This is a genomic window from Comamonas sp. MYb21 (genome assembly GCF_037479395.1).
Lineage (GTDB): Bacteria > Pseudomonadota > Gammaproteobacteria > Burkholderiales > Burkholderiaceae_C > Comamonas.
In genome coordinates this window covers 217,311-243,798 of the sequence record NZ_JBBGZC010000011.1, presented here as the reverse complement: position 1 = coordinate 243,798, position 26,488 = coordinate 217,311, and the positions used below count along the sequence as shown (strand labels likewise).

Annotated in this window: 25 protein-coding genes; 15 read left to right on the top strand and 10 right to left on the bottom strand. The window is 64.6% G+C overall.

Translation table 11 applies throughout. The annotated features are described in order from the left end of the window. Nucleotides 1-204 precede the first annotated feature (204 nt). The 10 genes from WH367_RS17990 (at nt 205) to garD (ending at nt 11,135) form a co-directional block, all read left to right on the top strand. Entirely contained in the window at nt 205-1,098 is an 894-nt protein-coding gene (locus WH367_RS17990) for an amino acid ABC transporter substrate-binding protein (RefSeq protein WP_339537097.1), read from the top strand. Between the two features lie 24 nt (nt 1,099-1,122). Next, nucleotides 1,123-2,334 carry a pyridoxal phosphate-dependent aminotransferase gene (locus WH367_RS17985; RefSeq protein WP_021024999.1) on the top strand — a complete coding sequence of 404 codons (1,212 nt, stop codon included), beginning with the start codon at nt 1,123-1,125 and terminating at the stop codon, nt 2,332-2,334. Nucleotides 2,335-2,386: 52 nt separating this feature from the next. Continuing rightward, complete coding sequence (locus WH367_RS17980) at nt 2,387-3,220, top strand: NAD-dependent epimerase/dehydratase family protein (protein ID WP_339537096.1); 834 nt, start codon at nt 2,387-2,389, stop codon at nt 3,218-3,220. After that, the gene (locus WH367_RS17975) at nt 3,217-4,125 is read left to right on the top strand and encodes an SMP-30/gluconolactonase/LRE family protein (RefSeq protein WP_339537095.1); all 909 of its coding nucleotides are present in this window, start codon (nt 3,217-3,219) and stop codon (nt 4,123-4,125) included. Before WH367_RS17980 ends, WH367_RS17975 begins: the two co-directional genes overlap by 4 nt. A gap of 80 nt (nt 4,126-4,205) precedes the next feature. After that, nucleotides 4,206-5,171 carry a TRAP transporter substrate-binding protein gene (locus WH367_RS17970; RefSeq protein ID WP_312989387.1) on the top strand — a complete coding sequence of 322 codons (966 nt, stop codon included), beginning with the start codon at nt 4,206-4,208 and terminating at the stop codon, nt 5,169-5,171. Nucleotides 5,172-5,272: 101 nt separating this feature from the next. Then, nucleotides 5,273-5,755 carry a TRAP transporter small permease gene (locus WH367_RS17965; RefSeq protein ID WP_021025003.1) on the top strand — a complete coding sequence of 161 codons (483 nt, stop codon included), beginning with the start codon at nt 5,273-5,275 and terminating at the stop codon, nt 5,753-5,755. A gap of 10 nt (nt 5,756-5,765) precedes the next feature. Beyond that, nucleotides 5,766-7,061: a TRAP transporter large permease gene (locus tag WH367_RS17960; protein ID WP_116926236.1), complete on the top strand. Its 1,296-nt coding sequence runs from the start codon at nt 5,766-5,768 to the stop codon at nt 7,059-7,061. A 54-nt stretch (nt 7,062-7,115) separates the two neighbouring features. Next, nucleotides 7,116-8,411, top strand: a complete 1,296-nt coding sequence (locus WH367_RS17955) for a glucarate dehydratase family protein (RefSeq protein WP_339537094.1) — start codon at nt 7,116-7,118, stop codon at nt 8,409-8,411. 49 nt (nt 8,412-8,460) lie between these two features. Next, entirely contained in the window at nt 8,461-9,462 is a 1,002-nt protein-coding gene (locus WH367_RS17950) for a Bug family tripartite tricarboxylate transporter substrate binding protein (protein ID WP_339537093.1), read from the top strand. Nucleotides 9,463-9,563: 101 nt separating this feature from the next. Further along, nucleotides 9,564-11,135: a galactarate dehydratase gene (garD, locus tag WH367_RS17945; protein WP_339537092.1), complete on the top strand. Its 1,572-nt coding sequence runs from the start codon at nt 9,564-9,566 to the stop codon at nt 11,133-11,135. A 4-nt stretch (nt 11,136-11,139) separates the two neighbouring features. On the opposite strand, the gene WH367_RS17940 is transcribed toward garD, so the two are convergent. The 8 genes from WH367_RS17940 to WH367_RS17905 all read right to left on the bottom strand — a co-directional run bounded on the left by WH367_RS17940 (nt 11,140) and on the right by WH367_RS17905 (nt 19,621). Beyond that, nucleotides 11,140-11,985 carry a ChaN family lipoprotein gene (locus tag WH367_RS17940; RefSeq protein WP_339537091.1) on the bottom strand — a complete coding sequence of 282 codons (846 nt, stop codon included), beginning with the start codon at nt 11,983-11,985 and terminating at the stop codon, nt 11,140-11,142. A gap of 56 nt (nt 11,986-12,041) precedes the next feature. Then, nucleotides 12,042-12,611 (bottom strand): pentapeptide repeat-containing protein, encoded by a 570-nt coding sequence (locus tag WH367_RS17935; RefSeq protein WP_339521103.1) that lies wholly within the window; start codon nt 12,609-12,611, stop codon nt 12,042-12,044. A gap of 17 nt (nt 12,612-12,628) precedes the next feature. Continuing rightward, nucleotides 12,629-13,873 carry a tetratricopeptide repeat protein gene (locus WH367_RS17930; protein ID WP_339537090.1) on the bottom strand — a complete coding sequence of 415 codons (1,245 nt, stop codon included), beginning with the start codon at nt 13,871-13,873 and terminating at the stop codon, nt 12,629-12,631. Further along, nucleotides 13,870-15,546, bottom strand: coding sequence for a DUF4384 domain-containing protein (locus WH367_RS17925; RefSeq protein ID WP_339537089.1), 1,677 nt, complete (start codon nt 15,544-15,546; stop codon nt 13,870-13,872). Before WH367_RS17925 ends, WH367_RS17930 begins: the two co-directional genes overlap by 4 nt. Before the next feature lie 117 nt (nt 15,547-15,663). Continuing rightward, nucleotides 15,664-15,999, bottom strand: a complete 336-nt coding sequence (locus tag WH367_RS17920; RefSeq protein ID WP_021025065.1) for a hypothetical protein — start codon at nt 15,997-15,999, stop codon at nt 15,664-15,666. Nucleotides 16,000-16,165: 166 nt separating this feature from the next. Then, nucleotides 16,166-16,465 (bottom strand): hypothetical protein, encoded by a 300-nt coding sequence (locus WH367_RS17915; RefSeq protein WP_021025064.1) that lies wholly within the window; start codon nt 16,463-16,465, stop codon nt 16,166-16,168. 117 nt (nt 16,466-16,582) lie between these two features. Continuing rightward, nucleotides 16,583-16,996: a hypothetical protein gene (locus WH367_RS17910; protein ID WP_148293011.1), complete on the bottom strand. Its 414-nt coding sequence runs from the start codon at nt 16,994-16,996 to the stop codon at nt 16,583-16,585. A gap of 432 nt (nt 16,997-17,428) precedes the next feature. Further along, nucleotides 17,429-19,621: a malate synthase G gene (locus tag WH367_RS17905; protein WP_339537088.1), complete on the bottom strand. Its 2,193-nt coding sequence runs from the start codon at nt 19,619-19,621 to the stop codon at nt 17,429-17,431. A gap of 396 nt (nt 19,622-20,017) precedes the next feature. Here WH367_RS17905 and WH367_RS17900 point away from each other — a divergent pair, with 396 nt between their 5' ends. Both WH367_RS17900 and WH367_RS17895 read left to right on the top strand, forming a co-directional pair. Further along, the gene (locus WH367_RS17900) at nt 20,018-20,377 is read left to right on the top strand and encodes a hypothetical protein (RefSeq protein ID WP_021025061.1); all 360 of its coding nucleotides are present in this window, start codon (nt 20,018-20,020) and stop codon (nt 20,375-20,377) included. A 330-nt stretch (nt 20,378-20,707) separates the two neighbouring features. Beyond that, on the top strand, nt 20,708-21,067 hold the full coding sequence (locus WH367_RS17895) for a hypothetical protein (protein ID WP_339537087.1): 360 nt from the start codon (nt 20,708-20,710) through the stop codon (nt 21,065-21,067). 83 nt (nt 21,068-21,150) lie between these two features. Here the strand turns inward: WH367_RS17895 and WH367_RS17890 are convergent, their stop codons facing one another. Both WH367_RS17890 and WH367_RS17885 read right to left on the bottom strand, forming a co-directional pair. Further along, nucleotides 21,151-21,837, bottom strand: a complete 687-nt coding sequence (locus WH367_RS17890) for a response regulator transcription factor (protein WP_312990243.1) — start codon at nt 21,835-21,837, stop codon at nt 21,151-21,153. A 96-nt stretch (nt 21,838-21,933) separates the two neighbouring features. Further along, a complete protein-coding gene (locus WH367_RS17885) occupies nt 21,934-23,184 on the bottom strand; it encodes a sensor histidine kinase (protein WP_021025058.1) in 1,251 nt (416 codons plus the stop codon). Between the two features lie 168 nt (nt 23,185-23,352). Between WH367_RS17885 and WH367_RS17880 the strand changes: the two genes are divergently transcribed. The 3 genes from WH367_RS17880 to argS are packed head-to-tail and all read left to right on the top strand — an operon-like array spanning nt 23,353 to nt 26,481. Next, entirely contained in the window at nt 23,353-24,279 is a 927-nt protein-coding gene (locus WH367_RS17880; protein WP_021025057.1) for a LysR family transcriptional regulator, read from the top strand. Nucleotides 24,280-24,283: 4 nt separating this feature from the next. Further along, a complete protein-coding gene (locus tag WH367_RS17875) occupies nt 24,284-24,730 on the top strand; it encodes a DUF2214 family protein (protein ID WP_021025056.1) in 447 nt (148 codons plus the stop codon). A gap of 41 nt (nt 24,731-24,771) precedes the next feature. Beyond that, entirely contained in the window at nt 24,772-26,481 is a 1,710-nt protein-coding gene (argS, locus tag WH367_RS17870) for an arginine--tRNA ligase (RefSeq protein ID WP_339537086.1), read from the top strand. Nucleotides 26,482-26,488 lie beyond the last annotated feature (7 nt).

Genomic DNA, 26,488 nt, shown 5'->3' with positions numbered 1-26,488 from the left:
TAAGCATGGCTGTGATCCGGCAGAACGTGGGTCTGGCCGTTGGCATTCGCGGCACGGCAACCGTAGCAAATGGCATCCGGGGCGGATGCCATTGACGGGGATGCGGGTAATTCCGAGGGGCTTTTAAGCATAGCTGTGATCATAATTCACACCTGTCGTCAGACAACACATGACTGATGCCTTGTTGTAACCTACTTTCCAATCATGCTCAAGCTTTTCTCGAAAACCACCGTATGTGCCGTCACTCTGCTGGCTGCTTCCCTGGCGCAAGCGCAGACCTCCACGCTGGAGAAGATCAAGCAAAGTGGCGCGATCACCATCGGTGCGCGCGACATGTCCGTGCCCTTCAGCTACAAGGTCAATGGCAATGCGGACCCCATCGGCATGATCAATGACATCTGCCTGAAGGTCGCAGAGGCGGCGCAAAAGGCGGCCGGCTTGCAGAAGATGGAAATCAAGTACCTGATCACCACGCCCACCAGCCGCATTCCGCTGATCCAGAACAACACCGTCGATCTGGACTGCACGCCGGTGACCAACACCATCGCGCGCCAGGAGCAGGTCTCCTTCTCGCCGAGCTACTTCTCGGCCAACGTGACCCTGGCCGTGCGCAAGGACTCGGCAGTCAAGGGCATTGCCGATCTGCAAAACCGCAATGTGGCCACGGTAACCGGCACCACCTCGATCCAGCTGCTGCGCGCCTACAAGAAGGCCCAGAACGTGAAGTTCAATGAGGTCTATGGCAAGGACCCGTCCGAAGCCTTTGTGATGTTTGAATCGGGCAAGGCGGACGCCTTTGTGCTCGATGACGTGCAACTGGCCAGCTTTATTGCCACCTCGCCCCAGCGCGACCAGTACGTGATCCTCAACGAGCCGCTGCGCACCGAGCCCTATGGCGTGATGCTGCGCAAGGATGACCCGACGTTCAAGAAGCTGGTCGATGACACCGTCTACGCGATGATCAAGTCCGGCGAGATGGAAGCGCTCTACCAGAAGTGGTTCATGACCACGATCCCTCCGCGCAACGTGAACATCAACTTCCCGCTCAGCGATTCGACCAAGGCGCTCTACGCCAACCCCAATGACAAGGGCATCTAAGAGACACCGAGCGATTGCGAATTTATGTTGAAGCTAAGTCAAAAAGTCGAGAGCCTGCCATCGTCGCCGAGCATGGCGATTTCCTCGCAGGCCAAGAAGATGAAGTCCGAAGGCATCGATGTCATCGACCTGAGCATTGGTGAGCCCGATTTCAATACGCCCGAGCACATCATCGATGCAGCGATGGCGGCGGCCAAGGCCGGTGCCACCAAGTACACCGTGCCGGCCGGCACCGAGAGCCTGCGCAAGGCGATTGCGCAGAAGTTCAAGCAGGACAACGAACTCGACTACTCCGTGGCCGAGATCACCACCGGTGTCGGCGCCAAGCAGCTGATCTTCAATGCCTTCATGGCAACCTTGGAGAGCGGTGATGAGGTCGTGGTGCCCACGCCTTGCTGGGTGTCCTATGGCGACATCGTGGCGCTGCATGGCGGCGTGCCGGTCTATGTGCCTTGCTCCGAAGCGGTGGGCTTCAAGCTCACGCCCGAGGCGCTGCGCCAGAGCATCACGGCCAAGACGCGCTGGTTGATCATCAACAGCCCCGGCAACCCCACCGGCGCGGTCTACAGCCGCGCCGAGCTGGAGGCGCTGGGCGAGGTGCTCAAGGACTTCCCCGATGTGCTGGTCATGTCCGACGAGATCTACGAGCACATCATCCTGACCGGTGTGCCCTTTGTCTCGTTCGCCCAGGCCTGTCCTTATCTGAAGGACCGCATGCTGATCATCAACGGCGTCTCCAAGTCCTACGCGATGACCGGCTGGCGCATTGGCTATGCGGCAGGCCCCGAGAAGTTGATCGGTGGCATGAATAAGCTCGAATCGCAAAGCTGCACCAGCGCCACCTCGGTGGCACAGGCCGCGGCGCAAGCAGCCTTGCTGGGCGACCAGGACTGCGTGCGCCAGGCGCGCCAGACCTTTGTGGACCGGCTCGAGACCATCCGCCGCGAGCTGGCCATCGTGCCTGAGCTGACCCTGTCGTCGGTGCCCGATGGCGCCTTCTACCTGTTCCTCGGCTGCCAGAGCCTGATCGGCCGCCGCACGGCCGACGGCAAGGTGCTGGACAGCGATGCTGCCGTGTCGGGCTTTTTGCTCAACGCCGCCAAGGTGGCGACCGTGCCGGGCGCTGCCTTTGGCATGTCGCCTTATGTTCGTCTGTCGTTCGCCACCGACCCCGCGCTGGTGGTGAAGGCACTGAAGAACATCCGTTCTGCCATTGACGGCCTGGCACAAGGCTGAGCACCCAAGGCGCTTTTCATAAGCGCCTTTTTTTATGGAAAAGGAGCAGCAGATGCAGGCACAAACTCCCCCACTGCAACGCTTGCTGTTGACTGGTGCTGCCGGCGGCCTGGGCCAGGTGCTGCGCCAGCGTCTGCGTGGCCTGGCGCCCGTCTTGCGCGTGTCCGACATCGCCGGCATGGGCGCGCCACTGGATGCACAAGAAGAAGTCAACACCTGCGACCTGGCCGACAAGCAGGCGGTCGATGCGATGGTGGCCGGTTGCGACGCCATCGTGCATCTGGGCGGTGTGTCGGTGGAGCGGCCTTTTGAAGAGGTGCTGGAGGCCAATATCAAAGGCATCTTCCACCTCTACGAGGCCGCGCGCCGCCACGGCGTCCAGCGCATTGTGTTTGCCAGCTCCAACCATGTGATCGGCTTTTACCAGCAAAGCGAGAAGATCGACGCCCATGCGCGCCGCCGCCCCGATGGCTACTACGGCCTGTCCAAGTCCTTTGGCGAGGACATGGCGAGTTTCTACTTTGACCGCTATGGCATCGAGACGGTGAGCATACGCATTGGCTCGTCCTTCCCCGCGCCCAAGGACCGGCGCATGATGCACAGCTGGCTGAGCTATGACGACCTGGTGCAGCTGGTCGAGAAAAGCCTGTTCACCCCGAACGTCGGCCATACCGTCGTCTACGGCGCATCGGCCAACCGCGATCTCTGGTGGGACAACCATGCCGCCGCGCACCTGGGCTTTGTGCCCAAGGACAGCTCCGAGCCCTGGCGCGCCCAGGTGGAGGCACAACCCGCCCCTGCGGCCAACGACCCGGTCGCCGTCTACCAGGGCGGCGCCTTCACCGCCCAAGGCCCCTTTGGCGATGCGCCGGAGCAGCCTGCATGACAGCCGCTGAGCTGGTGCTCGACGCCCGCAACGCCACCGGCGAAAGCCCTGTGTGGCGTGCGCAGGAGGCTGCGCTGTACTGGGCCGATATACCGCGCGGCCTGCTGCAGCGCTGGCAGCCGGGCCAAGGCAGCGCCAGGCAGTGGCAGCTGCCGCAGATGCTGGCCTGCATGGCCGCCTGGCAGGGCGAGCCGCGCAGCTGGATTGCCGGCTTGGAAGATGGCATTTACCAGGTGAGGCTGGGCGATGGTGAGGCTCACACCCAACAACTGGCTGCCGTCGACCACGCGATGCCGGGCATGCGCTTTAACGATGGGCGCTGCGACCGCCAGGGCCGCTTTGTGGCGGGCACCATGCTGATGGACATGGCGGCTGCGCAGCCGGTGGGCAAGCTCTACCGCTTGGGGGCAGAGGACATGGCGGCAGGCGGCGCGCAGGACCTGCAGCTGGGCCCGCTGATCACGCCCAACGGCCTGGCCTTCAGCCCCGATGGCCGGACCATGTACCTGTCGGATTCGCACCCCAGTAGCCAGCAGATCTGGGCCTTTGACTACGACACGGGCAGCGGCACGCCCCACAACCGCCGCCTGTTTGTCGATATGAAAAATCTGCCGGGCCGGCCCGATGGCGCGGCCATCGATGTGGACGGCTGCTACTGGATCTGCGGCAATGACGCCGGCCTGGTGCACCGCTTCCGGCCCGATGGGCAGCTGGACCGCTCGCTGGCGCTGCCGGTCAATAAGCCGGCGATGTGCGCCTTTGGCGGACCGGCGCTGGATGTGCTCTATGTCACATCGATTCGGCCCGACGGTATCGATCTGTCGGACCAACCGCTGGCCGGTGGCGTGTTTGCGCTGCGCCCAGGCGTTTCAGGAATGGAGGAGACGGAATTTCGGCCCCTGTAAACAGGCGAGGTGTGTGTGACCCAGAGACCCGGAAACCATCCGGGCATGTTCCCCAACCACAGAGATAACGAGGTAGACAAATGCGACTTTCCACTCTCAGTGCAGCGCTGGCTGCCGGTCTGCTGGCGCTCAGCGCGCAGGCCACTGAATTTCGTTCATCGGATATCCACCCGGACGACTACCCGACCGTGCAGGCGGTGAAGTTCATGGGCGAGCGCCTCAAGGCGCTATCAGGCGGCAAGCACAGCATCCGCGTCTACCCGAACGGGGCGCTCGGGGGCGAGAAGGAAACCATCGAGCAGGCCAAGATTGGTGCGCTGGCGATGGTGCGGGTCAATGTGGGCGCGATGAACAATGTCTGCAACGAGACCGTGGTGCCCACCATGCCCTTCCTGTTCCGCTCGGTGGAGCATATGCACAAGGTGCTCGATGGCCCCGTGGGCGAGGAGATCCTCAAAGCCTGTGAGAAGCAGGGCTTCATCGGCCTGGGCTTTTACGACAGTGGTGCGCGCTCGATGTTCACTGCCAAGCGGCCGGTCAAGAGCCTGGCCGACATGAAGGGCATGAAGGTGCGCGTGCAGCAGTCCGATCTCTGGGTGAGCATGCTCGAAGCGATGGGCGCCAATGCAACGCCGATGCCGATGGGCGAGGTCTACACCGGGCTGAAGACCGGCCTCATCGATGCAGCCGAAAACAACTACCCGACCTTCGAGAGCTCGCGCTCGTTCGAAGTCGCCAAGTACTTCAGCAAGACCGAGCACTCGATGGCGCCGGAGATTTTGCTGTTCTCCAAACGGACCTTTGACAAGCTCTCGCCTGAGGAGCAGCGCTGGGTGCGCCAGGCTGCCAAGGAGTCGGTGCCCTATATGCGCAAGCAGTGGGCCGAGCGTGAGGCCAAGTCGCTCGAGGTCGTGAAGGCGGGCGGCGCCGAGATCATCGAGGTGGACAAGGCCCCGTTCCAGGCGGCGATGCGGCCGGTATATGACAAGTTCATCACCGATGCCAAGTTGAAAGACCTGGTCAAGCGCGCGCAGGACACGCCTTGATCCGCCGCTGATCCCACGCCAATGCCAGCGCCCGCCGGGTGCTGGCTCCTTGCAACTCTTTGCCCGGAGGCTGTACGCCCCGGGCCTGCACGGGCACCACGATGTTTACCAAGATTTGCAGCGCCTTGTCGCGCTTGTGCATGTGGCTGGGTATTGCCGGCCTGATGCTGCTGATTGCCGCCGTCAGCTGGCAGGTGTTTGGCCGCTATGTGCTCAACAACACGCCGACCTGGGCCGAGAGCCTGTCGCTGTTGCTGGTGCTCTATGTGACCATGTTCGGCGTCGCCGTCGGTGTGCGCGACAGCGGCCATATCGGGCTGGAGTCGCTCTTGGTGCTGGCGCCGGACTGGCTGCGCACCAAGATGGAGTTTCTGATCCATGCGCTGATCCTGCTGTTTGGCGCGGCGATGGCCTATGGCTGCGCGTCGCTGGCCGAATCGGTCTGGGACTACCGCCTGCCGACCCTGGGTGTGTCCGAAGGCTGGAAATATGTGCCCGCCATCCTTGCCGGCAGCCTGATTGTGCTGTTTTCCATCGAACACCTGATCGCACTCGCGCAAGGCCGCGAAGTGCAGCCCAACTAGGAGCGCGGTGATGACCACAGCCTTGCTGATCCTGAGCCTGAGCTTTGCCGTCCTGCTGCTGCTGGGCGTGCCGGTGGCCTTCTCCATTGGTCTGTCTGCACTGGCCACCTTGGCCTATGAGGGGCTGCCGCTGGAGGTGGGTTTTCAGCAGATGACCGCCGGCATGGGGGTGTTCTCCTTTCTGGCGATTCCGTTCTTCATCTTTGCTGGTGAGCTGATGCTGCACGGCGGCATTGCCGACCGCATCGTCAACTTTGCGCGGGCGCTCATCGGCCATGTGCGCGGCGGCCTGGGCATGTCCAATGTGGTGGCCTGCACCTTGTTTGGCGGCGTCTCGGGCTCGCCGGTGGCCGATGTCTCGGCCATGGGCGCGGTGATGATCCCGATGATGAAGAAAGAGGGCTACCACGCCGACTACGCCGTCAACGTGACCACGCATGCGGCCCTGGTGGGTGCGCTGATGCCGACCAGCCACAACATCATCATCTATGCGCTGGCGGCCAGCGGCAAGGTGTCGATTGCGGCGCTGATTCTGGCGGCCATCATCCCGGCGCTGATCCTGACCCTGAGCAACCTGGGTGCGGCCTACTGGGTGGCACGGCGGCGCGGCTACCCGGCCGGCACCTTCCCCGGCTGGCAGGTCGTGGGCCGCAGCCTGGCCGCGGCGCTGCCGGGTCTGTTTGTCGTGGTGCTGATTCTGGGCGGCATTCTGTCGGGCGTGTTCACCGCCACCGAGTCGGCCGTGGTCGCCGTGCTCTATGCGCTGGCGCTGACGGTGTTTGTCTACCGGTCGCTGAGCTGGTCGCACTTTGTCAAGGCCGCCTCCAAGGCGGTGCGCAACACCGGCATCATCTTGCTGCTGATCGGTATCTCCAGCACCTTTGGCTACCTGATCAGCCTCTACGGTGTGGCCGAGCTCACCGGCCAGATGCTGGCCCAGGTGACCACCACGCCCTGGATGGTGTTCCTGCTGATCAACATCATCCTGTTCCTGCTGGGCACCTTCCTCGACATGGCCGCCACCATCTTGCTGTGCACGCCCATCTTCCTGCCGATTGCCCAGCACTACGGCATGAGCTCGGTGCAGTTCGGCATTGTGCTGCTGATCAACTGTGCGCTGGGCCTGAACACCCCGCCGGTGGGCACGACCCAGTTTGTCGGCTGCGCCATTGGCGGCGTGTCGGTGGGCACCGTCATGCGCACCATCTGGCCGTTCTATGGCGCGCTGATCTTTGCGCTGGGCCTGGTGACCTTTGTGCCGGCCTTCACCACCTGGTTGCCGCAGATCTTCATGACCGTGCGCTAAGCCTTCACTGTCTCCCAAGCCTTCACCCCTTCTGCTTTTTTCTGCGCTTTCACGATGAGTACCTCACACGCCATTCGCCAACTCCGCATCACGCCGATTGCCTTCCGCGATCCGCCGCTGCTCAACGCTGCCGGCATCCACGAGCCCTGGGCGCTGCGCTCCATCATCGAAATCGAGACCGCCTCGGGCCTGGTGGGGATCAACGAGAGCTATGGCGACCAGCCCATGCTCGATGCACTGGCCAAGGCGGCACCGGCCTTGGTGGGGCTGTCGCCCTGGGCGCTCAACGAGATGGAGCAGCGGGTGGCGGCGCTGGTGGCGCCACCGGTGCAGACGGCCTCGGAGTTTCTGGGCCAGCAGGTGTCGCTCGCGCCGGGCACCCATGTATCCAAAACGGTGGCCAAGGTGGTCAGTGCTTTTGAGGTGGCCATGCTCGATCTGCAAGGCCAGATGGCGAATGCGCCGGTGGTCGATCTGCTGGGGGGCGCGGCGCGCAGCAGCGTGCCGTTCTCGGCCTACCTGTTCTACAAGTACGCCGAGCATGCCGGCCAGCCCTATGCACCCGATGCCTGGGGCGAGGCGCTGACACCGCAGCAGCTGGTGGCGCAGGCGCAGCGCATGATTGGCCAGTACGGCTTCCAAAGCATCAAGCTCAAGGCCGGGGCCTTGCCGCCCGATGAGGAGGCCGCCGGCATTCTGGCCTTGGCCGAGGCCTTTCCCGGCCTGCCTTTGCGCATCGATCCGAATGCCAACTGGACGGTGGAGACCAGCCTGCGCATTGTCGACAAGCTGCGCGGTGTGCTGGAGTACTACGAAGACCCGGCGCCCGGGCTGGACGGCATGGCGGCCGTGGCCCGCGCCTGCGAGGTGCCGCTGGCCACCAATATGGTGGTGACTGATTTTGCCGAGTTCCGGCGCAATGCCGAGATGGGCTGCCCAGTGAAGATTTTGCTGAGCGACCACCACTACTGGGGCGGCCTGCGTGCGACGCAGCGCCTGTCCACCCTGTGCCGCACCTTTGACCTGGGCCTGTCGATGCACAGCAACTCGCACCTGGGCATCAGCCTGGTGGCGATGACACATCTCTGCGCCAGCGTGCCCTTGCTCACCTATGCCTGCGACACCCACTACCCCTGGCAGGACGAGGAGGTCATCGAAGGTGGGCGCCTGCAGTTTGAAGCGGGCAGCCTGCGCGTGCCGACAACGCCAGGCCTGGGCGTACGCCTGGACCGCAATGCGCTGGCGCGCCTGCATGACAACTACCTGCACTGCGGCATCCGCAACCGCGATGACCTGGGCCAGATGCGCAAGTACGACCCCAGCTTTGACGGCAAGCAGCCGCGTTTTTGATCCCCACCGAGTTCATTGCTTTCGACGATTACAAACCAAGGAGACATCCATGCAACGCAGAACCCTGATCCAAAGCTCGCTCGCGGCCAGCGCCCTGATGCTGGGCGCCGGCCTGGCCAGCAGCTCCGCGCTGGCGCAAAGCAGCTGGCCCACCGGCAAATCCATCACCTACCTGGTGCCGTTTCCGCCCGGCGGCAATACCGACACCCTGGCACGTGTGATCGCCCAGCCGCTGGGCAAGGCGCTGGGCACGCCGATGATCATCGAGAACAAGGGCGGGGCCGGCGGCAGCGTGGGCTCGGCCCTGGCCGCGCGCGCCGCGCCCGATGGCTACACCATCCTGGGCGGCACCATCAGCTCGCATGCGATCAATATCAGCCTGTATTCCAAGCTCGACTACGACCCGGTCAAGTCCTTCACGCCGGTCGCGATGCTGGGCTCGGGCCCGCTGGTGCTGGTGGTGCCCGCCTCCAGCCCCTTCAAGACCCTGGCCGATGTGATGGCCGGTAGCAAGGCCAAGGCCTCCAGCGGCGGGCTGACCTCGGCGTCGCCCGGTAGCGGCACCTCCAACCACATGGCGCTGGAACTGCTGGCCTACCAGACGGGGGTCAAGTTCACCCATGTGCCCTACAAGGGCAGCGGCCCGGCGGTGCAGGATGTCATCGGCGGCCAGGTGGACATGATGTTTGACACGGCCCTGGTGGTCGGCCCGCATATCCAGGCCGGCAAGCTGCGCCCGATTGCGGTGACCAGCTCCAAGCGCCTGGAATCGCTGCCCGATGTGCCCACCATTGCCGAAGCCGGTGAAAAGGGCTTCGACATGGGCTCCTGGCAGGCAGTGTTTGCGCCTGCGGGTACGCCCAAGCCGGTGGTGGACCGCCTGCATGCCGAGATCATGAAGATCGTCGCCACGCCCGAGGTACAGGCCCGCCTGAAGGCCTTTGGCATGCAGCCCTCGACGATGACGCCGGCCGAGCTGGCCGAGTTCCAGAAGGCCGAGGTGGCCAAATGGGCGCAGGTGATCCAGGCCGCCGGTATCAAGGCCGATTGAGCGTTTGCGTGCGGCCCTGTCGCGCAAAGCGACAGGTGCCAGGCGGGCCGGCAGCGCGCATGCGCTACGCTGCCGGAGCACCGCCGTAGAGAGTATTTGCCATGACACAAGCCAGAACGACCCCACTTTCGATTTCCATGCATGCGGCGGACAACGTCGCGATCATCGCCAATGACGGCGGGCTGCCGGCCGGCACGGTGCTGCCCTCGGGCCTGCGCCTGGTCGAGCAGGTGCCGCAGGCCCACAAGGTCGCCTTGGTGGACCTGGCAGAAGGCGAGGCCGTGCGCCGCTACAACGTGGTGATCGGCTATGCGCGCCAGGCCATTGCCGCGGGCAGCTGGGTGCATGAGCGCCTGCTGCAGATGCCCGAGGCCCGCTCGCTCGAAGGCCTGCCGATCGCCACGGTGACCGCGCCCGATCTGCCGCCACTGGAGGGCTATACCTTTGAGGGCTACCGCAATGCCGATGGCACGGTGGGCACCCGCAATATCCTGGCCATCACCACCACGGTGCAGTGCGTGGCGGGCGTGCTGGATTTTGCGGTGCGCCGCATCAAGGCCGAGCTGCTGCCGCGCTACCCGCAGGTCGACGATGTCGTCGGGCTGGAGCACAGCTATGGCTGCGGTGTGGCGATTGATGCGGTGGGCGCCGAGATCCCGCAGCGCACCTTGCGCAACATCAGCCACAACCCGAACTTTGGCGGCGAGGTGATGGTCGTCAGCCTGGGCTGCGAAAAGCTGCAGCCCGAGCGCCTGCTGCCACCGGGCTCCTTCCCCATCACCGATGAGCGCGCGCCCGAGCTCGATGTGGTCTGCCTGCAGGACGAGGCCCATGTGGGCTTTATGTCGATGGTGCAGTCGATCATGACCCGGGCCGAGGCGCACCTGGCGCGGCTGAACCAGCGCCGGCGCGAGACCGTGCCAGCCAGTGCGCTGGTCGTGGGCGTGCAGTGCGGCGGCAGTGATGCCTTCAGCGGCGTCACCGCCAACCCGGCCGTTGGCTTTTGCACCGATCTGCTGGTGCGCGCAGGGGCCACCGTGATGTTCAGCGAAGTGACCGAGGTGCGCGATGGCATTGACCAGCTGACCTCGCGCGCCTCAACCCCCGAGGTGGCCCAGGCGATGATCGACGAGATGGCCTGGTACGACGCCTACCTGGACAAGGGCAAGGTGGACCGCAGCGCCAACACCACGCCGGGCAACAAGAAGGGCGGCCTGTCCAACATCGTGGAAAAGGCCATGGGCTCAATCATCAAGAGCGGCACGGCGCCCATCACCGGCGTGCTCTCGCCCGGCCAACGGCTGGCCGAACGCGGCATCCAGCGCGGCCTGGTCTATGCGGCCACGCCCGCGAGCGACTTTATCTGCGGCACCTTGCAGCTGGCCGCCGGCATGAACCTGCATGTGTTCACCACCGGGCGCGGCACGCCGTATGGGCTGGCGCAGGTGCCTGTGATCAAGGTGGCCACGCGCAGCGATCTGGCACGCCGCTGGCATGACCTGATGGATGTGAACGCCGGGCGCATTGCCGATGGCGAAGCGAGCATCGAGGAGATGGGCTGGGAGATGTTCCGCCTGATGCTGGAGGTGGCCAGTGGCCGCAAGAAGACCTGGGCGGAAGAGTGGCAGCTGCACAATGCGCTGGTGCTGTTCAACCCCGCCCCCGTGACCTGAAGCCTTACTTTTTCCACTTCTCGCGTAGCGCGGCGCAGTGGTCCTGGGCCGGCAGCGCCGGGGTGCTGTGCACCCAGTCGCGGTCGGCCGCATCGGCCTGGGCCTGGCTGCCCGCCTGGCCAATGGCCACCACCGATCGGGTGCCTGCAGGCAGCCAGGTCGGAATGCCGATGCTGCGCAGCACATGGCCGCGCCCGGCGATCAGCAGCACCGTCTTGCCTGGCTGCAGTTGGGCGGTGGCGGCCTGGGCCATGCTGTCGTCCTTGGCCAGCTGGATGCGCGCCATCGGGGCCAGTTGGGTGTCGGGCAGCAGGCCGCAGTGGCCGTCGGCAATCGCATCGAGCTGGCGCTGCCATGCAGCAGCGGGCAGGTGGCTGTCCCAGCGCGTTTGCTGCATCACATCGCGCATCTGCGCACGCGGCAGATTGCCGCCCAGCACGGGCACCCCCGCCTGCACCGCCGCCATCACCGCCGGGCCGTAGTGGCGCCAAGGCCAGCCCTTGTCATTCCAGGCCAGCGCCTGCTGCACCTGGGCTTCGCTGGCGCTGGGGGCCAGGCCCTGGGTGCTGTGGCCGGCGTCGGCCATCTCCAGCACGACAGCGGCCAATTGCCGCCGTGCCGCCCAATGGGCCACCGTGGCCTGCTGCCAGGCTTGGTGCGCGGCGGCATCATGCTGCTCGCCCAGCAGCAGCACATCGGGCGCTTCGGCCAGTGACATGGTCGACCGGTCCAACTCGGCGTTGGCCGAGGCGGAGTTTTGCGGCGCCTGGCTGGCGCAACCGGCCAGCAGCGCCAAGCCCAACAGGCCGGGCAGCCAGCCGTCAGTGCGAATGACATTTATTTGTATCATTCGCGCATGGTAATGGCTGGCCGGCGGCCTGGGGGCTAGAAGGGTTGCCGTTTTCCTTAACGGCGCTGGCCGTTGGTCCAGATCGCGCCGGTGGTCAATGCACCTTCCATCGACACATTGACCAGGGTCGCGCCCGTCAGGTTGGCGCCGGCCAGGTTGGAGTTGTCCAGGCTGACATTGACCAGCTCGGCGCCCTGGAAGTTGGCGCCCTGCAGGTTGGAGTTGGACAGGTCCACATTGGTGAAGCTATGGCCGGCAAAGTTGGCCTGTGGCAGGTTGGAGCCCGACATATTGGCGTTCACATGGGCTTGGTTGCTGCCGCCGCTGCTGCGCTTTTGGCTGCGCATGGTGGCCGACGTTTTGCCCTGGCCTTCGACGACGACGGCTGCGCCACCGGCACCGCCGTGCACGGTGCTGCTGCGGCCGGGGATATTGGTCTCGGCCACGGCGCCACGGCCCGAGGCCGCATTGACGACGGAGCCATTGACGGTGACCGAAGCACCCTGGCTGCCGCCGCGCACATCGACGCCGGGGGCCGAGATGACGGCGCCTTGCGCCCAGACGCCGCCAGCGGCCAGGCTCAGGGTCAGCACGGCCAGGGCCTGCTTGATTGTGGGTTGTTGCATGCTTGTCCTTTCTTGCGCTACTCGGTGAGTGGCGCGTTGTGACTCAGGTTGGAGGGCTGCATGCCTGGGGCATGCGCGGCAGAGGGAGGCCCCTCGGTCGGCACCACCTGCTCCTGCGAGAGCGGCGGGGTGTTGGTATCTGCCGCCGCATCGCCATCGGCGGCAGGCGGCTCGGGCCAGGCAAAGGGCTGCTGGCTCAGCTGCGAGAGCGGGTCGGCCACGCGCTGGGGGCGATCGGGCGGCGCGCTGGGGTGTTTTTCTTCGACCTGCAAGGCCACGGCATTGATGCGCGCGGCCAGCTCCTGCATCCAGGCTTCGTCGATGACCGGCTGCTTGTCGTTGCTGCGGCTGAAGATCAGCGCCAGAAACTCACGCGCCTTGGGCGAGCCAGCATCGGCGGCGCGCCGGTAGTACTGGATGGCGGTGGCGAAATTGCGCTGCACACCGCGCCCCAGGTGGTAGCGGTAGGCCAGCTCCAGCAGCGCATTGGCATTGCCCTCGTCGGCACGGGCGCGCAGGCGGCCCAGCTGCTCGGCGGTGCTGGCGCGCTGGTAGCTGGCGATGCGGCCCAGGTTTTGCGCCGCCGTCTGGCTGCCGCCGGCCTGGGCCTGGGCGTACAGCTCCTTGGCCTCGTTCATGCGCCCTTCAAGCTCGCGCTCGACGGCCAGGTCATTGAGCGCCATCGCATCGCCATCGCGCGCGGCCTGCTCCAGCAGCAAGCGCGACTGCTGCATGGCCTTGGGGCCGGTCACCCGGCGCTCGACCAGGGACAGCAGGTAGGTGGCCTTGGCCAGGCGTGCATCGGCTGCGCGCTGCAGCCACTGGCGGCCGGTGGGCACATCCCGCACACCACCGGTGCCCGTGCCCAGCATGTAGCCCAGCGCCGCCATGGCCCGGGCATCGCCTTGGGCGGCGGCCTGGCCCAGCCACTGGCGGGCCTGGGCGCCCGCTTGCGGCAGGCCGGCGTTCTGGTAGTAGTACATGCCCAGCTCGAACTGGGCGCTGACATCGCCTTCCTGCGCCTGTCTGCGCAGCGCCTGCAGGCTGGCATCACTGCGCTGGGCCGGTATGCGGATGGACGACGCGGCGCCCGGCGCGGCGGGCGCTGCCGGGGCCTGGCTGCTGCTGCTGGCTGCGCCGGCATCGCCGCCGCCTGCCGATGGCAGCACGATGGCGGCCCAGCTGGCGCAGGCCTGCAGCAGCAGCCCACCGGTCAGCGCCAGGAGGCCGGCACGGCGGCCGGTTGCTGCGAGGCGCCTCATCGCGTTTTGCCGCGGCGTGCGGGGGCGGCGGCAGGGGCCGGTTGGGCGGGAACAGCGGCCACGGGGCCTTCCACCTCCCAGCGCAGCTGCGACTGGGCGATGACGCCGGTCTGCGCAGCAATCTGCTGCTGCACGGCTTCGATTGTGGTCAGGCCCTCGATCGGCGCGAGCTGGGCCTGGGTCAGGGCCACCGGCACGCGGCCGGTCAGCGGCTTGGTGGTCTGGGCGCAGTACACCTGCTCCACGCCGGGGCGGGCGGTCTCGATCAGGAAGGAGTTGGCCTGCGACACATCGGGCACCATCAGGCCGATGCGACCCTGGGCCACCACGGCCTGCTGCTGCGGGTTGGGATAGACCTGGGTGACCACCTGGGCGGCATCCTGGTAGTAGCAGTAGAGGAAGCCGGTACGGGCCGGTGCCACGCGCAGCACCACCGAGGTGCCGATGGGCAGCTGCGATGCCAGCTCCTTGTGGCCGAGCAAGGACAGCGCCAACGCGTCGGTGGTCGGCTCGTTGTCCGGCAGGCCATGCGGGCGCGGCTTCAGCTCGTCGCTTTGCGGCGAGTAGCTGGAGGCGATCTTGTCATCGGCCGACATGCCGGCATACAGGCGCAGCAGGCCCATATAGGTCTCGAAGTTGACGACGCCAACCGGGGTTAGGTCCAGCGATGCCTGGTAGAGCGCCAGCGCATTGCGCAGCGCGGTGGAGTCGTTGCCATCGATGGGGCCGCTCCAGGCGCCTTCGGCCTGCAGCACGCGCTGGGCCAAGGTGATGCGGTCGGCCGCGCCTTGCTCGTCAAACCAGGTGCGCATCTGGCGTTTGAATTCGGGATGGTTCTGCTCGTAGTCGATGCATTCCCAGTACGGCACCTTGGCCCATTTGCCCACCAGCTCGATGGTGGCCAGGTCGACGAGCAGGCGCACGGCCGCGCCTGCGCCCTGGTTCACATCGGCAGCCACTTCGTACTGCACGCCCAGGCGGTAGATGTGCTTGGGCAGGCCGGTGGCGCGCCCGCCGATCTCGACCGAGCGGCCGCCGGTGGCGACGACCAGCTCGTTGGCCGAATCCAGACCGGGGTAGAGCGTGCGGGAGTTCATGTCGCCCAGATGCAGGTCGAGCCCCACGACCGTGCCCAGCAAGTCCCAGCTGTAGCCGGTGTCGGTATTGGCGGTGGAGACGCCCAGGCTGCTGCGCTTGGAGACCACCGTCTTGTCGCCAAAGCTGATGGCGCCCGAGACATAGATCTGCGGCTTGCGCAGCTCGATCTGGCCGTTGTTGAGCAGCAGGCTGGTCATCGTCTGCACGGTGTCCTGCTTGAGCGCATCAACTTCATAGTCGACCACGCGGAAGGCCTGGCTGGTGCGCGACATGCGCGACAGCGCCGTGATCACCATCTCCTTGGTGCCGGTGGAAAAGAGGCCCGAGGGATCGGGGATGCTCTTGACCGCCACCAGGGTCGAGGGCACCTGCTCGGCCGCCAGCATGCGGTCCATGCAGGCCAGGCCTTCGCGCATCGCCGATGCGGATTTGGTGGGCGTGACCAGCGGCGACTGCTCGGTGATGCCCTTTTCAATGATGTCCTTGCGGTCGGACAAGGTGGGCTGGATGCTGCAGGCAGACAAGGCCAGCACGCAGGGCGCGAGCGCCAGGCGGCGAATCGATGAAAGATGCATGGTGGTTATTCGTTATGGCGATGGTGGGGCTGCCGCTGGGGTCAGCGTCCTGCCGGGCTCCCTCGTCCCGGGGTGGCTGCGCAGAGTTTTCTGGCTCTGGCGCAGAAGCCATCGTGTTTATTTGCAGATATTGATGACGGAGCCACGTACGACGGTCACCTGGTCGGCATTGCCCGCCCCATAGCGGTTACCGATACCGGCCGTGCCTTCGTTGATCTGGGGGGCGGCACCCACATTGGTATTGCAGTTCTTGCCCGAGGGGCCGGTGACCATTTCACGCTCGATGGCGGATCTGGAGTCCTGCTCCGTCAGGTAGTTGCGGGCCATGGCATTGCTCACCTTGTTGCGTGAGGCGGGGTCGAGCCCGGTGCGGCCTGCGGGTGGCTTTTGCTGCGCCTGCGCGGCGGCGCACAACAGGGCGAGAACCCATACCCCGGCATAGCTGGCTTTCATGCGCAGTCTCCTGGAGGGACCCTCTGCACAGCGGTCGGCAGGCTAAGAAATGCGGCCGCATCCTATAGCGCTGACGAATGCTCTGCAGAAGATCTTTTTGATAGGGGCCGGCCAGCGAACGGTCTCCAGACGCAATCGGTGGCCAGCGGGGATGAAGGGGCGGGGATTACTTGCCGTCGTTGGAGGCGAGGTTTTGCTCGGCCTTGGTCATCGCGCCGATCGCCATATTGGCCACGGCACCATTGGTGACCGAGACTTCCTGCTTGTTATTGCCGCCGATATTGACGTTGCCCTTGTTGGACGCCAGGTTTTGCGTGGCAGTGGCACCAGCGCCAATGGCCATATTGGCGACAGCGCCGTTTTTCACGGTGACCTTCTGGTCGTTGTTGCCTTTGATCTTCACTTCTGCCTGGGCAGACATGGCGATAGCCGAAACCGACACCAGAATTGCGAAAAACTTCTTCATAAAAATCTCCTCGTTACTGAAAGAATATGGTGCACATCCTTGTGATGCACCTCTGCAGTCAGCTCCCCTGTCGGAGAAACCGAACCGTTCATCGGCGTGCGGCCGCAGGGCGCCCTGCTACCGTCCGCCAATGTTCACTACGCTGCGCATGCCGGTGCCGGTGGCCTGGTTGACCACGGGGCCACCGACGGAAACCACCTGGCTGCCACTGCCAACACCGCCATTGCGCGACGCAATATTCAATTCGCTATAGGCCCCGAAACTGGCCATGTTCGCGACCACGCCATTGACCGAGGTCACCTGGTTGTTGCCGCGGATCTGGCGAATGTTCTTGTTTGACGAGATATTCATCACCGCCTGGGCCGCTGGGCCGGAGATATTGACGATGCCGCCATTGACCACCACCTGCTGGTTGTTTTGGGCGAATACCGAGGCGCTCAGCCCCAGGCCTGCGCACAGCAGCAGATGCCGCTGTTTTGCCAGTGCCTGGATGAATGCCTGCTTGGCGCCTGTAATGGATTGATGGCCCATGGTCAATAGCTCCTTGCCGATAGACGAAAACTTGCTAAGGCGTGTTTTTAACTGCAGTCCGGCACGGAGAAATGACGAGTTGAAACCGGGTGATTCATGAATATTTCATGACATAAGAAATATCTAGTAGCAATCAGATTTTGTTTTTTGAAACTGCCTATAGAAAACAAATATGCAGGTAACAAGTGGATTACATATGAGGCTATAAACTGAATCGATGCGTAGGCAATTTCTTTACAAAGATCTGCAAATTGGCAACTCGCTTTACTTTTGAGCTTTGTTTTTACGAATACGTAAAAAAGCCTGCTCCAACTGGGCAGGCTTAGAAGAGGATTAGCTGAGTTGCTATAAAAAAAGCAGCCACAGGGGCTGCTCTTGGTGTTTACCCTGGGGTACACCTTGGGCGCTGGCGCTGAGCGCCACAAGCTCTATTCAGGCACCGGCCTTGACCTTCAGGCGCCAGGCGTGCAGCAATGGCTCGGTGTAACCCGAGGGCTGTTCCTTGCCCTTGAACACCAGGTCCAGCGCGGCCTGGAAGGCGGCGCCCTGGGGGTTGGCCACCAGGCTCTTGTAAGCCGCATCGCCAGCATTCTGGCCATCGACCACCTTGGCCATGCGGGCGAAGCTGTCGCGCACCATCGCCTCGGTCACGATGCCGTGCTGCAGCCAGTTGGCGATGTGCTGGCTGGAGATGCGCAGGGTGGCGCGGTCTTCCATCAGGCCCACGTTGTGGATGTCGGGCACCTTGGAGCAGCCCACGCCCTGGTCGATCCAGCGCACCACATAGCCGAGGATGCCCTGGACGTTGTTGTCCACTTCCTGCTGCTTGTCGGCGTCGCTCCAGTTCGGGTTGGCGGCCACGGGCACCTGCAAGATGGCATTGAGCAGGTTGTCGCGCTCGGCATCGGCGCTGGTCTTTTCCAGCTCCTTTTGCACCTCGGCCACATTGACCTGGTGGTAATGCAGCGCATGCAGGGTGGCGCCGGTGGGCGAGGGCACCCAGGCGGTGTTGGCGCCGGCCTTGGGCTGGGCAATCTTCTGCTCGAGCATGGCCTTCATCAGGTCGGGCATGGCCCACATGCCCTTGCCGATCTGGGCGCGGCCGCGCAGGCCCATGGTCAGGCCCACCAGCACATTGCTCTTCTCATAGGCGGGCAGCCAGGCGCAGGTCTTCATGTCGGCCTTGCGCACCATGGGGCCGGCGTACATGGCGGTGTGCATTTCATCGCCGGTGCGGTCCAGGAAGCCGGTGTTGATGAAGGCCACGCGCGCAGGCGCTGCGGCAATCGCGGCCTTCAGGTTCACCGTGGTGCGGCGCTCCTCGTCCATGATGCCGAGCTTGACGGTGTTGGCGGGCAGCCCCAGCATCTGCTCGACGCGGCCAAACAGCTCGTTGGCAAAGGCCGCTTCGGCCGGGCCGTGCATCTTGGGCTTGACGATATAGACACTGCCGGTGCGGCTGTTGCGGATGCCCTGGGCGCCCTTGCCCTGCAGGTCGTGCATGGCAATCGCCGTGGTCACCACCGCGTCCATGATGCCTTCGGGGATCTCTTTCTGGTCCGCGCCCCAGAGGATGGCCGGGTTGGTCATCAGGTGGCCGACATTGCGCAGGAACATCAGCGAGCGGCCATGGAGCTTGAGGCGGTCGCCATTGGCGCCCGTGTACTCGCGGTCGGCGTTCAGACCCCGGGTCACCGTCTTGCCGCCCTTGTCGAAGGACTCGGTCAGGCTGCCCTTGAGAATGCCCAGCCAGTTGGCATAGCCGTTGACCTTGTCTTCGGCATCCACCGCCGCCACCGAGTCTTCCAGATCGAGAATCGTCGACAGCGCCGCTTCCACCACCACGTCGGAGACGCCGGCGGCATCGCTGCTGCCAATGGGCGTGGCCTTGTTGATGATGATGTCGATGTGGATGCCGTTGTTCTTCAGCAGCACCGATTGGGGTGCGGCGGCATCACCTTGGTAGCCGACAAACTTGGCGGCGTCCTTCAAGCCGGTCTTGCTGCCGTCCTTCAGGGAGACGGCCAACTGGCCGCCTTCAACAGCGTAGCCGGTGGCATCGGCATGCGAGCCTTGGGCCAGTGATGCGGCCTGGTCCAGGAACTGGCGGGCATAGGCCACGACCTTGGCACCGCGCACGGGGTTGTAGCCCTTGCCCTTTTCTGCGCCACCGTCTTCGCTGATGGCATCGGTGCCGTAGAGCGCGTCATACAGCGAACCCCAACGGGCGTTGGCGGCATTCAGTGCATAGCGGGCATTGAGAATGGGCACCACCAGCTGGGGGCCGGCTTGCACGGCCAGCTCGGAGTCCACGTTCTCGGTGCTGGCCTTCACGTCCTTGGGCTGCTCGACCAGGTAGCCGATCTGCGTCAGAAACTGGCGGTAGGCCGGCATGTCGGTGATCGGGCCGGGGTGGGCCTTGTGCCAGCTGTCCAGCTCGGCCTGCAGGCGGTCGCGCTCGGCCAGCAGGGCCGCGTTCTTGGGCGCCAGGTCAGAGACGATGGCATCAAAACCTTGCCAGAACGCAGCGGGCTCCACGCCCGTGCCTGGCAGCACCTGGGTGTTCACAAAGTCATACAGAACCTGGGCCACTTGCAGGCCGTGGACGGTGGTGCGTTCAGTCATGGTGTCTACCTTTCAATACTTAACAACTGCAGGTGCGCGGGAGCACCCATCAGCACACTTTATTCCATACCCACCATGGCAATCAATCCATTAAAAACACTTTGATATATGACTTTTATGGATGTAATCAACGGCTGCCAGCGCCTCGTTAGCTGGGCGTGGATGTGATGGTTTGAATGATCTGATCCAGCGTATTTATATATCAAGCCTCTGTCAGGGCTGCTGCCAGCGTAGGCGCTGGCTCGCTGCAGCGCCCTAGCACAGCTGTTGCCCAAAAGTAGCAAGCCATCAGAAAAAGCGCGCAAAGCTTGATGGAAATCAGAAATGATCAGATACAATCATTTTCATCAGGAGGCGGTAATTTTCCACGCGCCTTCGCTTTTCAGGAGTGTTTCCATGGCGAATTTGACCGACAGCTTGAATGATCTGATGTCTCTGGAAGGCGCTCTGTGCGCAGCGGTTGTCGACTACAACAGCGGCATGATGCTGGCCAGCGCCGGCACCGGCGTGGACATGGAGCTGGCAGCTGCCGGTAACACCGAAGTGGTGCGCGCCAAGATGAAGACCATCAAGGCCCTGGGCCTGAACGAGAACATCGACGACATCCTCATCACGCTGGGCAAGCAGTACCACATCATCCGTCCTTGCTCGCGCCTGGCCGGCATCTTTGTGTACTACGTGCTCGACAACAAGCGCGCCAACCTGGCGCTGGCACGCCGCAAGGTGACCGACGTCGAAAGCGCGATGACCATGTAAGGGTGGGCCGGGCCGCGCTAGGCCGCGCCAGCGCTGCTGAGCGGCCATGGTTGTTACCTGGCGTACCGCCATGGCGCCGTCGCGTCGCAAATAACATACGCTTTGTTACGAGTTGCGGGCCGCGCTGCTGCCCGCTGTTTTTGCAGGCGGGCACAAGCCAGCCCATGCGCGGCTGCTATCCAAATGTCAGATTCCTGCGCCGGGCGCACCTGCCTGGGTGACTGCCGCATGCAGAGAATGATTGCTCTGATCAGAAGTGACTTATTAGAATCATCTATACCTTAATAAGGTGGTAGTGCTTGATATAGATCACATGGATTGGAGATCGACATGGCAAATCTGAACGACAGCTTGAGCGACTTGATGACGATGGACGGCGCGCTGTGCGCTGCCGTGGTGGACTACAGCAGCGGCATGATGCTGGGCAGCATCGGCAGCGGTGTGGACATGGAGCTGGCAGCGGCCGGCAACACCGAAGTGGTGCGCGCCAAGATGAAGACGATGAAGGCCCTGGGCCTGAACGACAACATCGACGACATCCTTATCACCTTGGGCAAGCAGTACCACATCATCCGCCCATCGCAGAAGCTGGCCGGCATCTTCGTCTACTACGTGCTGGACAAGGCCCGCTCCAACCTGGCGCTGGCCCGCCGCAAGGTAGCCGATGTCGAGTCGAACATGAGCATGTAAATACGCGCGAAGCGGCGTTGGCCGCCACCGCACAACGGGCCCCGATGGGCCCGTTGGCTTTTGCAGCGCCCGTGCTGCGCAGGCTAGGCCGAGACCAGCGGCGCGCGGAACTGGTAGCCCACTTTTTGCTGCGATTGCAGCGGCACCGCCAGCGGCGTGGCCTTTTCGATGCGGCGGCGCAGGCGGTAGATGGTGGCGTGCAGGCTGTTGTCGGAGTCGCTGGCCGTCGGGTAGCCCAGCAGCTCACGGATCTGGTCGCGGCCTACGACGGCGCCCTGGGCTTTTAGAAAACACTGCATCAGCATCAGGTCGGTGGGGCTCAGGTCCACGCTCTGGCCATCGGGGGTCAGCAGCAGGCTGCGGTGGCTGTCGAGCTTCCAGGCCGTGGCGACCTGGGCGGTGGTCATGATGCGGCGGTGCACGGCGCGCACGGCCAGCTCCACCTGCTCGAAGGTCACCGGCTTGGTCAGGTACATGTCGGCGCCGGCATTGATGACCTCGGCAAACACTTCGGGGCCCAGCCGGCCCGAGACGATCAGCACGCCCGCCTGGTTGCGCTTGCGCAGAATGCGCAGCAGGTCGGTGCCGTTGACGCCGGGCAGCATCAGGTCCAGCACATAGAAGTCAAAACGGTAGGGCTCGATGTCGGCCAGCAGGTCGCTGCTGTCGTTGTAAACCTGTACCTGAACGCCCTGGTTGCGCAAGTGCTGGGCCAGAAATTCGCTGTATTCGGGGTCGTCGTCGACCAGGGCGAGCGTGGCGGGGAGCATGGTGGTTCCGTGAAATGGTGCAGTCGGTGAAAAGTCCTGAGAAGCGCGGTGCCAGCTTCTGCAGGGGCAAGCGGCCGGTGGCCATCGCCTGGCTGGCTAATCGTCCAGCCCTTGGGGCAACTCAATGCGCATGATGGTGCCGTTTGGCTGGCGCGGCAAGGCCTGCACGGTGCCCTGGTGCAACTGCACCACCGAGCGCACGATGAACAGACCCAGGCCCGCGCCCGCCCGGTGGCGGTGTTCGGTGCCGCGCGTGCCTTTCTCGAACAGGCGCGGGCGCAGGCTGTCGGGGATGCCCGGGCCTTCGTCGATCACCTCGATGATCAGCGCCAACGGGTCGTCCGAATCGGCCAGGCGCAGCAGCACCGGGCTGTCAGCCGGGGCGTAGTTGAGCGCATTGTTGAGCAGGTTGCGGATGGTCAGCCGCATCAGCGCCGGGTGCAGCTGCACCGTGCGCGCCTCGGCATCCCAGACCACCTGGATGCGCGGGCGGGCATCGGCAGCGATGTCGTGCAGCACCAGGTTGACGAGGGTCGGCAGGTCGGTATCGGACGAGGCGCCAGCGCGCCCGCCCACGGCAAGAATGGTGCCGGCCGCCAAGGTGTTGTCCAGGGTGCCGATGACCTGCTGGAGCACATGCTCGGCGCGCAGCAAGGCCTTGGTGGCCGGGGTGGTCTGGCTCAGCTGCAGCTCGGCAATGGCCGACATGGTGGCCTGCATCGCGGCCGAAGCGTTGTTGAGCGGCTGGCGGATCTCATGCGAGAGCAGCTGCAGCATTTCGCTGTGCTCGGTGAGCATGGCGGTGCGCCAGTCCAGCAAGGTGCGCAGCTTGAGCAGCTCGCTTTTCTCTTCGGTGCGCTCCAGATCGGTGGACGAGAGAGCGGCCAGCTGCGCGCGCAGGTCGTCGGTTTGCGCCGCGTTGGCGTATTCGGCGCTGCAGTCCTGCATCAGCATCAGCACGCCCTGGGCGGTTTTGTTGCCTGCCGGCCCGGGCCAGAGGTGGGGTGAGAGGCTGATGCGGCGCCAGGCGACATGGCCATGGGCATCGGTCTTGCGCGTGTCGAACTGCTGGCGCAGGCCCTGGGCGGCGGCCTGCAGCGCGTCGTGGTGCTGCTGGGCAAAGTCGGGCGGCAGCGCTTCGTCGAGCAGTTGGCCGACGATGCCGGTCGTGGGCACGCCAAACCATTCGCACCACTGCGGTGTGGCCAGGCGCAGGCGCTGGTCACGGCCCCAGTAGGCCATGGCAACGGGGCTGCTGCCAAACAGGCGCAGCAGCTGGGCGGGGGCGTACCAGAGGGCGTCGGCGCTGGAGGGGGTGCTGGTGGGCGGCGTTGAAGCTGGCGGCATAGGAGCGGGGGCGCAGGAAAAGAGCGGCTGTCAATGATGTCGCAGCGGGATGTGCGCTTTCATGCGCCCGCCAGGCCGGAGCCCCGATGATAATAGGCTGTGGCCCTGCCAGCGCGTCGCACAAGCGGCGGCCAGCGGGCTTTGCGTATTTTCTGTGTTCTGTCTGGTATGGATCGCCTCAAGCAGCTCGAATCATTTGTCGCCATCGCCTCGCGCGGCAGCCTCACGGCCGCTGCCAAGGCCGAAGGCGTGGCCCCGGCCATCATGGGCCGCCGGCTCGATGCGCTGGAGGAGCGCCTGGGTGTCAAGCTGCTGGTGCGCACCACCCGCAAGCTCACCCTGACCTACGAGGGCGCGGCCTTTCTGGAAGACTGCCAGCGCCTGCTGGCCGAGCTGGCCAGTGTCGAGGCCAGCGTCAGCGCCGGCGGCATCAAGGCCACAGGCCATCTGCGCGTGACCGCGCCGGCCGGCTTTGGGCGCCGCCATGTGGCGCCGCTGCTGCCGCTCTACCATGCGCGCCACCCCGACGTGACGATCTCGCTGAACCTGAGCGACCGCCTGGTCGACCTGGCCGGTGAGGGCTATGACTGCGCGATCCGCGTGGGCGACCTGCCCGATTCCTCGCTGGTCAGCGTGCGCGTGGCGGACAACCGGCGCCTGTGCGTGGCCACGCCCGAGTACCTGCGCCGCCGGGGCATTCCGCGCCACCCCAGCGAGCTGAGCCAGCATGACTGCCTGACCTTGTCGAGCGAGGCCTCGCAGACGCGGGGCTGGGCGTTTCGCATGCCGGCAGCCACTGGCGCCAGCGAGGTGGTCTACCTCAAGCCCGGCGGCCCGCTCGATTGCTCGGACGGCCAGGTGCTGCACGACTGGTGCCAGCAAGGCTGGGGCATTGCTTGGCGCAGCACCTGGGAGGTCGAGTCCGAGATTGCCGCCGGCCGCCTGGTCGAGGTGCTGGAGGACTTTGCCGCGCCGCCCAACGGCATCTATGTGATGTTCCAGCAGCGCAAGCACCTGCCGCTGCGGGTGCGGCTGTGGATCGATTTCGTCAAGCAGCACTACGAACGAGCCGATTTCTGGAAAAAGATGGAGTAACACGATGACTTTGGAAGCTGTTCTGGCCTGCCTGCACCTGCTGGCCTTGTTGACCATGGTGGTTTTTCTCTCCAGCGAGGCGGCGCTGTGCCGCGCCGAGTGGATGAATGGGGCCGTGGTGCAGCGCCTGGCGCGCCTCGATCTGATCTACGCCTTTGCCGCGCTGGCGGTGCTGGCCACCGGCCTGCTGCGCCTGTTTCTGGGCGCCAAGGGCGTGACCTGGTATGTCAGCCAGCCGCTGTTTCACCTGAAGATGACCTTGGTCGTCGTCGGCGTGGTGCTGTCGTTCAAGCCGACAGCCGTGTTCCGCCGCTGGTTACGGCAATTGCGCGACAATGGCGCTTTGCCCGGGGACGCCGAGGTGCGCGCCACGCGTAAATGGGTCATGTGGCAAGCCCATCTGATTCCCGTGATCGCCGCCGTCGCCGTGTTTTATGCCCGGGGCTGGTAAACCGGCCTGGCGCTGGTAACTGCTTCGTCTAAGTTTCAAATATGTTGCAAGTCAAAAAAGATTTGCTCGCAGTGCTTGCTGCCGAGCTCGAGAAATTGTCGCCTGGCGCAGGTAGCCGTGCGGCCTTTGAAACGCCCAAGGTGGCCGCCCACGGCGACTATGCCGTGACCGCCGCGATGCAGCTGGCCAAGCCGCTCAAGGCCAATCCCCGCGCACTGGGCGAGCAGCTCAAGGCCGCACTGGAGGCAGCGCCCGCCTTTGCGCAATGGGTGGAAGCGGTCGAGATCGCCGGTCCCGGCTTTTTGAACCTGCGCCTCAAGCCCGCTGCCAAGCAGCAGGTGGTGCAGGAAGTGCTGGCCCAGGGCGAGCGCTTTGGCATGCAGCCCCAGCGCGATGAAAAGATCATTGTCGAGTTTGTCTCGGCCAACCCCACCGGTCCGCTGCACGTGGGCCATGGCCGCCAGGCCGCGCTGGGCGATGCGATCTGCAACCTCTATGGCAGCCAGGGCTGGTCCGTGCACCGCGAGTTCTACTACAACGACGCGGGCGTGCAGATCGACACCTTGACCAAGAGCACCCAGCTGCGTGCCAAGGGCTTCAAGCCCGGTGACGACTGCTGGCCCACCGACAGCGAGAACCCGCTGGCCAAGAACTTCTACAACGGCGACTACATTGGCGATATTGCCCAGGCGTTCCTCGCCAAGCAGACCATCGAGGCCGATGACCGTGCGTTCACCGCCAATGGCGATGTCGAGGACTACGACAACATCCGCAACTTTGCGGTGGCCTACCTGCGCAACGAGCAGGACAAGGATCTGCAGGCCTTCAACCTCAAGTTTGACGAGTACTACCTCGAGTCGAGCCTGTACCAGAACGGCCATGTGGACGAGACCGTCAAGCGCCTGATCGCCAGCGGCCACACCTATGAGCAAGATGGCGCGTTGTGGCTGCGCACCACCGACTTTGGTGACGACAAGGACCGCGTGATGCGCAAGTCCGATGGCACCTACACCTACTTCCTGCCCGATGTGGCCTACCATACGCAAAAGTTCCTGCGCGGCTACGGCAAGGCCGTCAACATCCAGGGCACGGACCACCACGGCACCATCGCCCGCGTGCGCGCCGGTCTGCAGGCCGTCAATGTCGGCATCCCCCAGGGCTACCCCGACTATGTGCTGCACACCATGGTGCGCGTGGTGCGCGGTGGTGAAGAAGTCAAGATCAGCAAGCGCGCCGGCAGCTATGTCACCTTGCGCGACCTGATCGAGTGGACCAGCAAGGATGCGGTGCGCTTTTTCCTGCTCTCGCGCAAGCCCGATACCGAGTACACCTTCGACGTCGACCTGGCCGTGGCCCAGAACAACGACAACCCGGTGTTCTACGTGCAGTACGCCCATGCGCGCATCTGCTCGGTGCTGCGCGGCTGGCAGGAGCAGGGCGGCGCTGGCCTGCCTGCGCTGAGCGGCATCGACCTGGGCGCGCTGCAGGGCCCGCAGGCCCAGGCACTGATGCAGATGCTGGCCCAGTACCCCGAGATGCTGAGCAACGCCGCCGCTGGCAATGCGCCGCACGATGTTACGTTCTATCTGCGTGACCTGGCCTCGGCCTACCACAGCTACTATGATGCAGAGCGTATCTTGGTGGATGACGAAGCCACCAAACTGGCCCGTCTGGCACTCGTGGCAGCGGTCGCGCAGGTGCTGCGCAATGGCCTGGCCGTGCTGGGTGTGAGTGCACCAGAGCGCATGTGATTTTGCG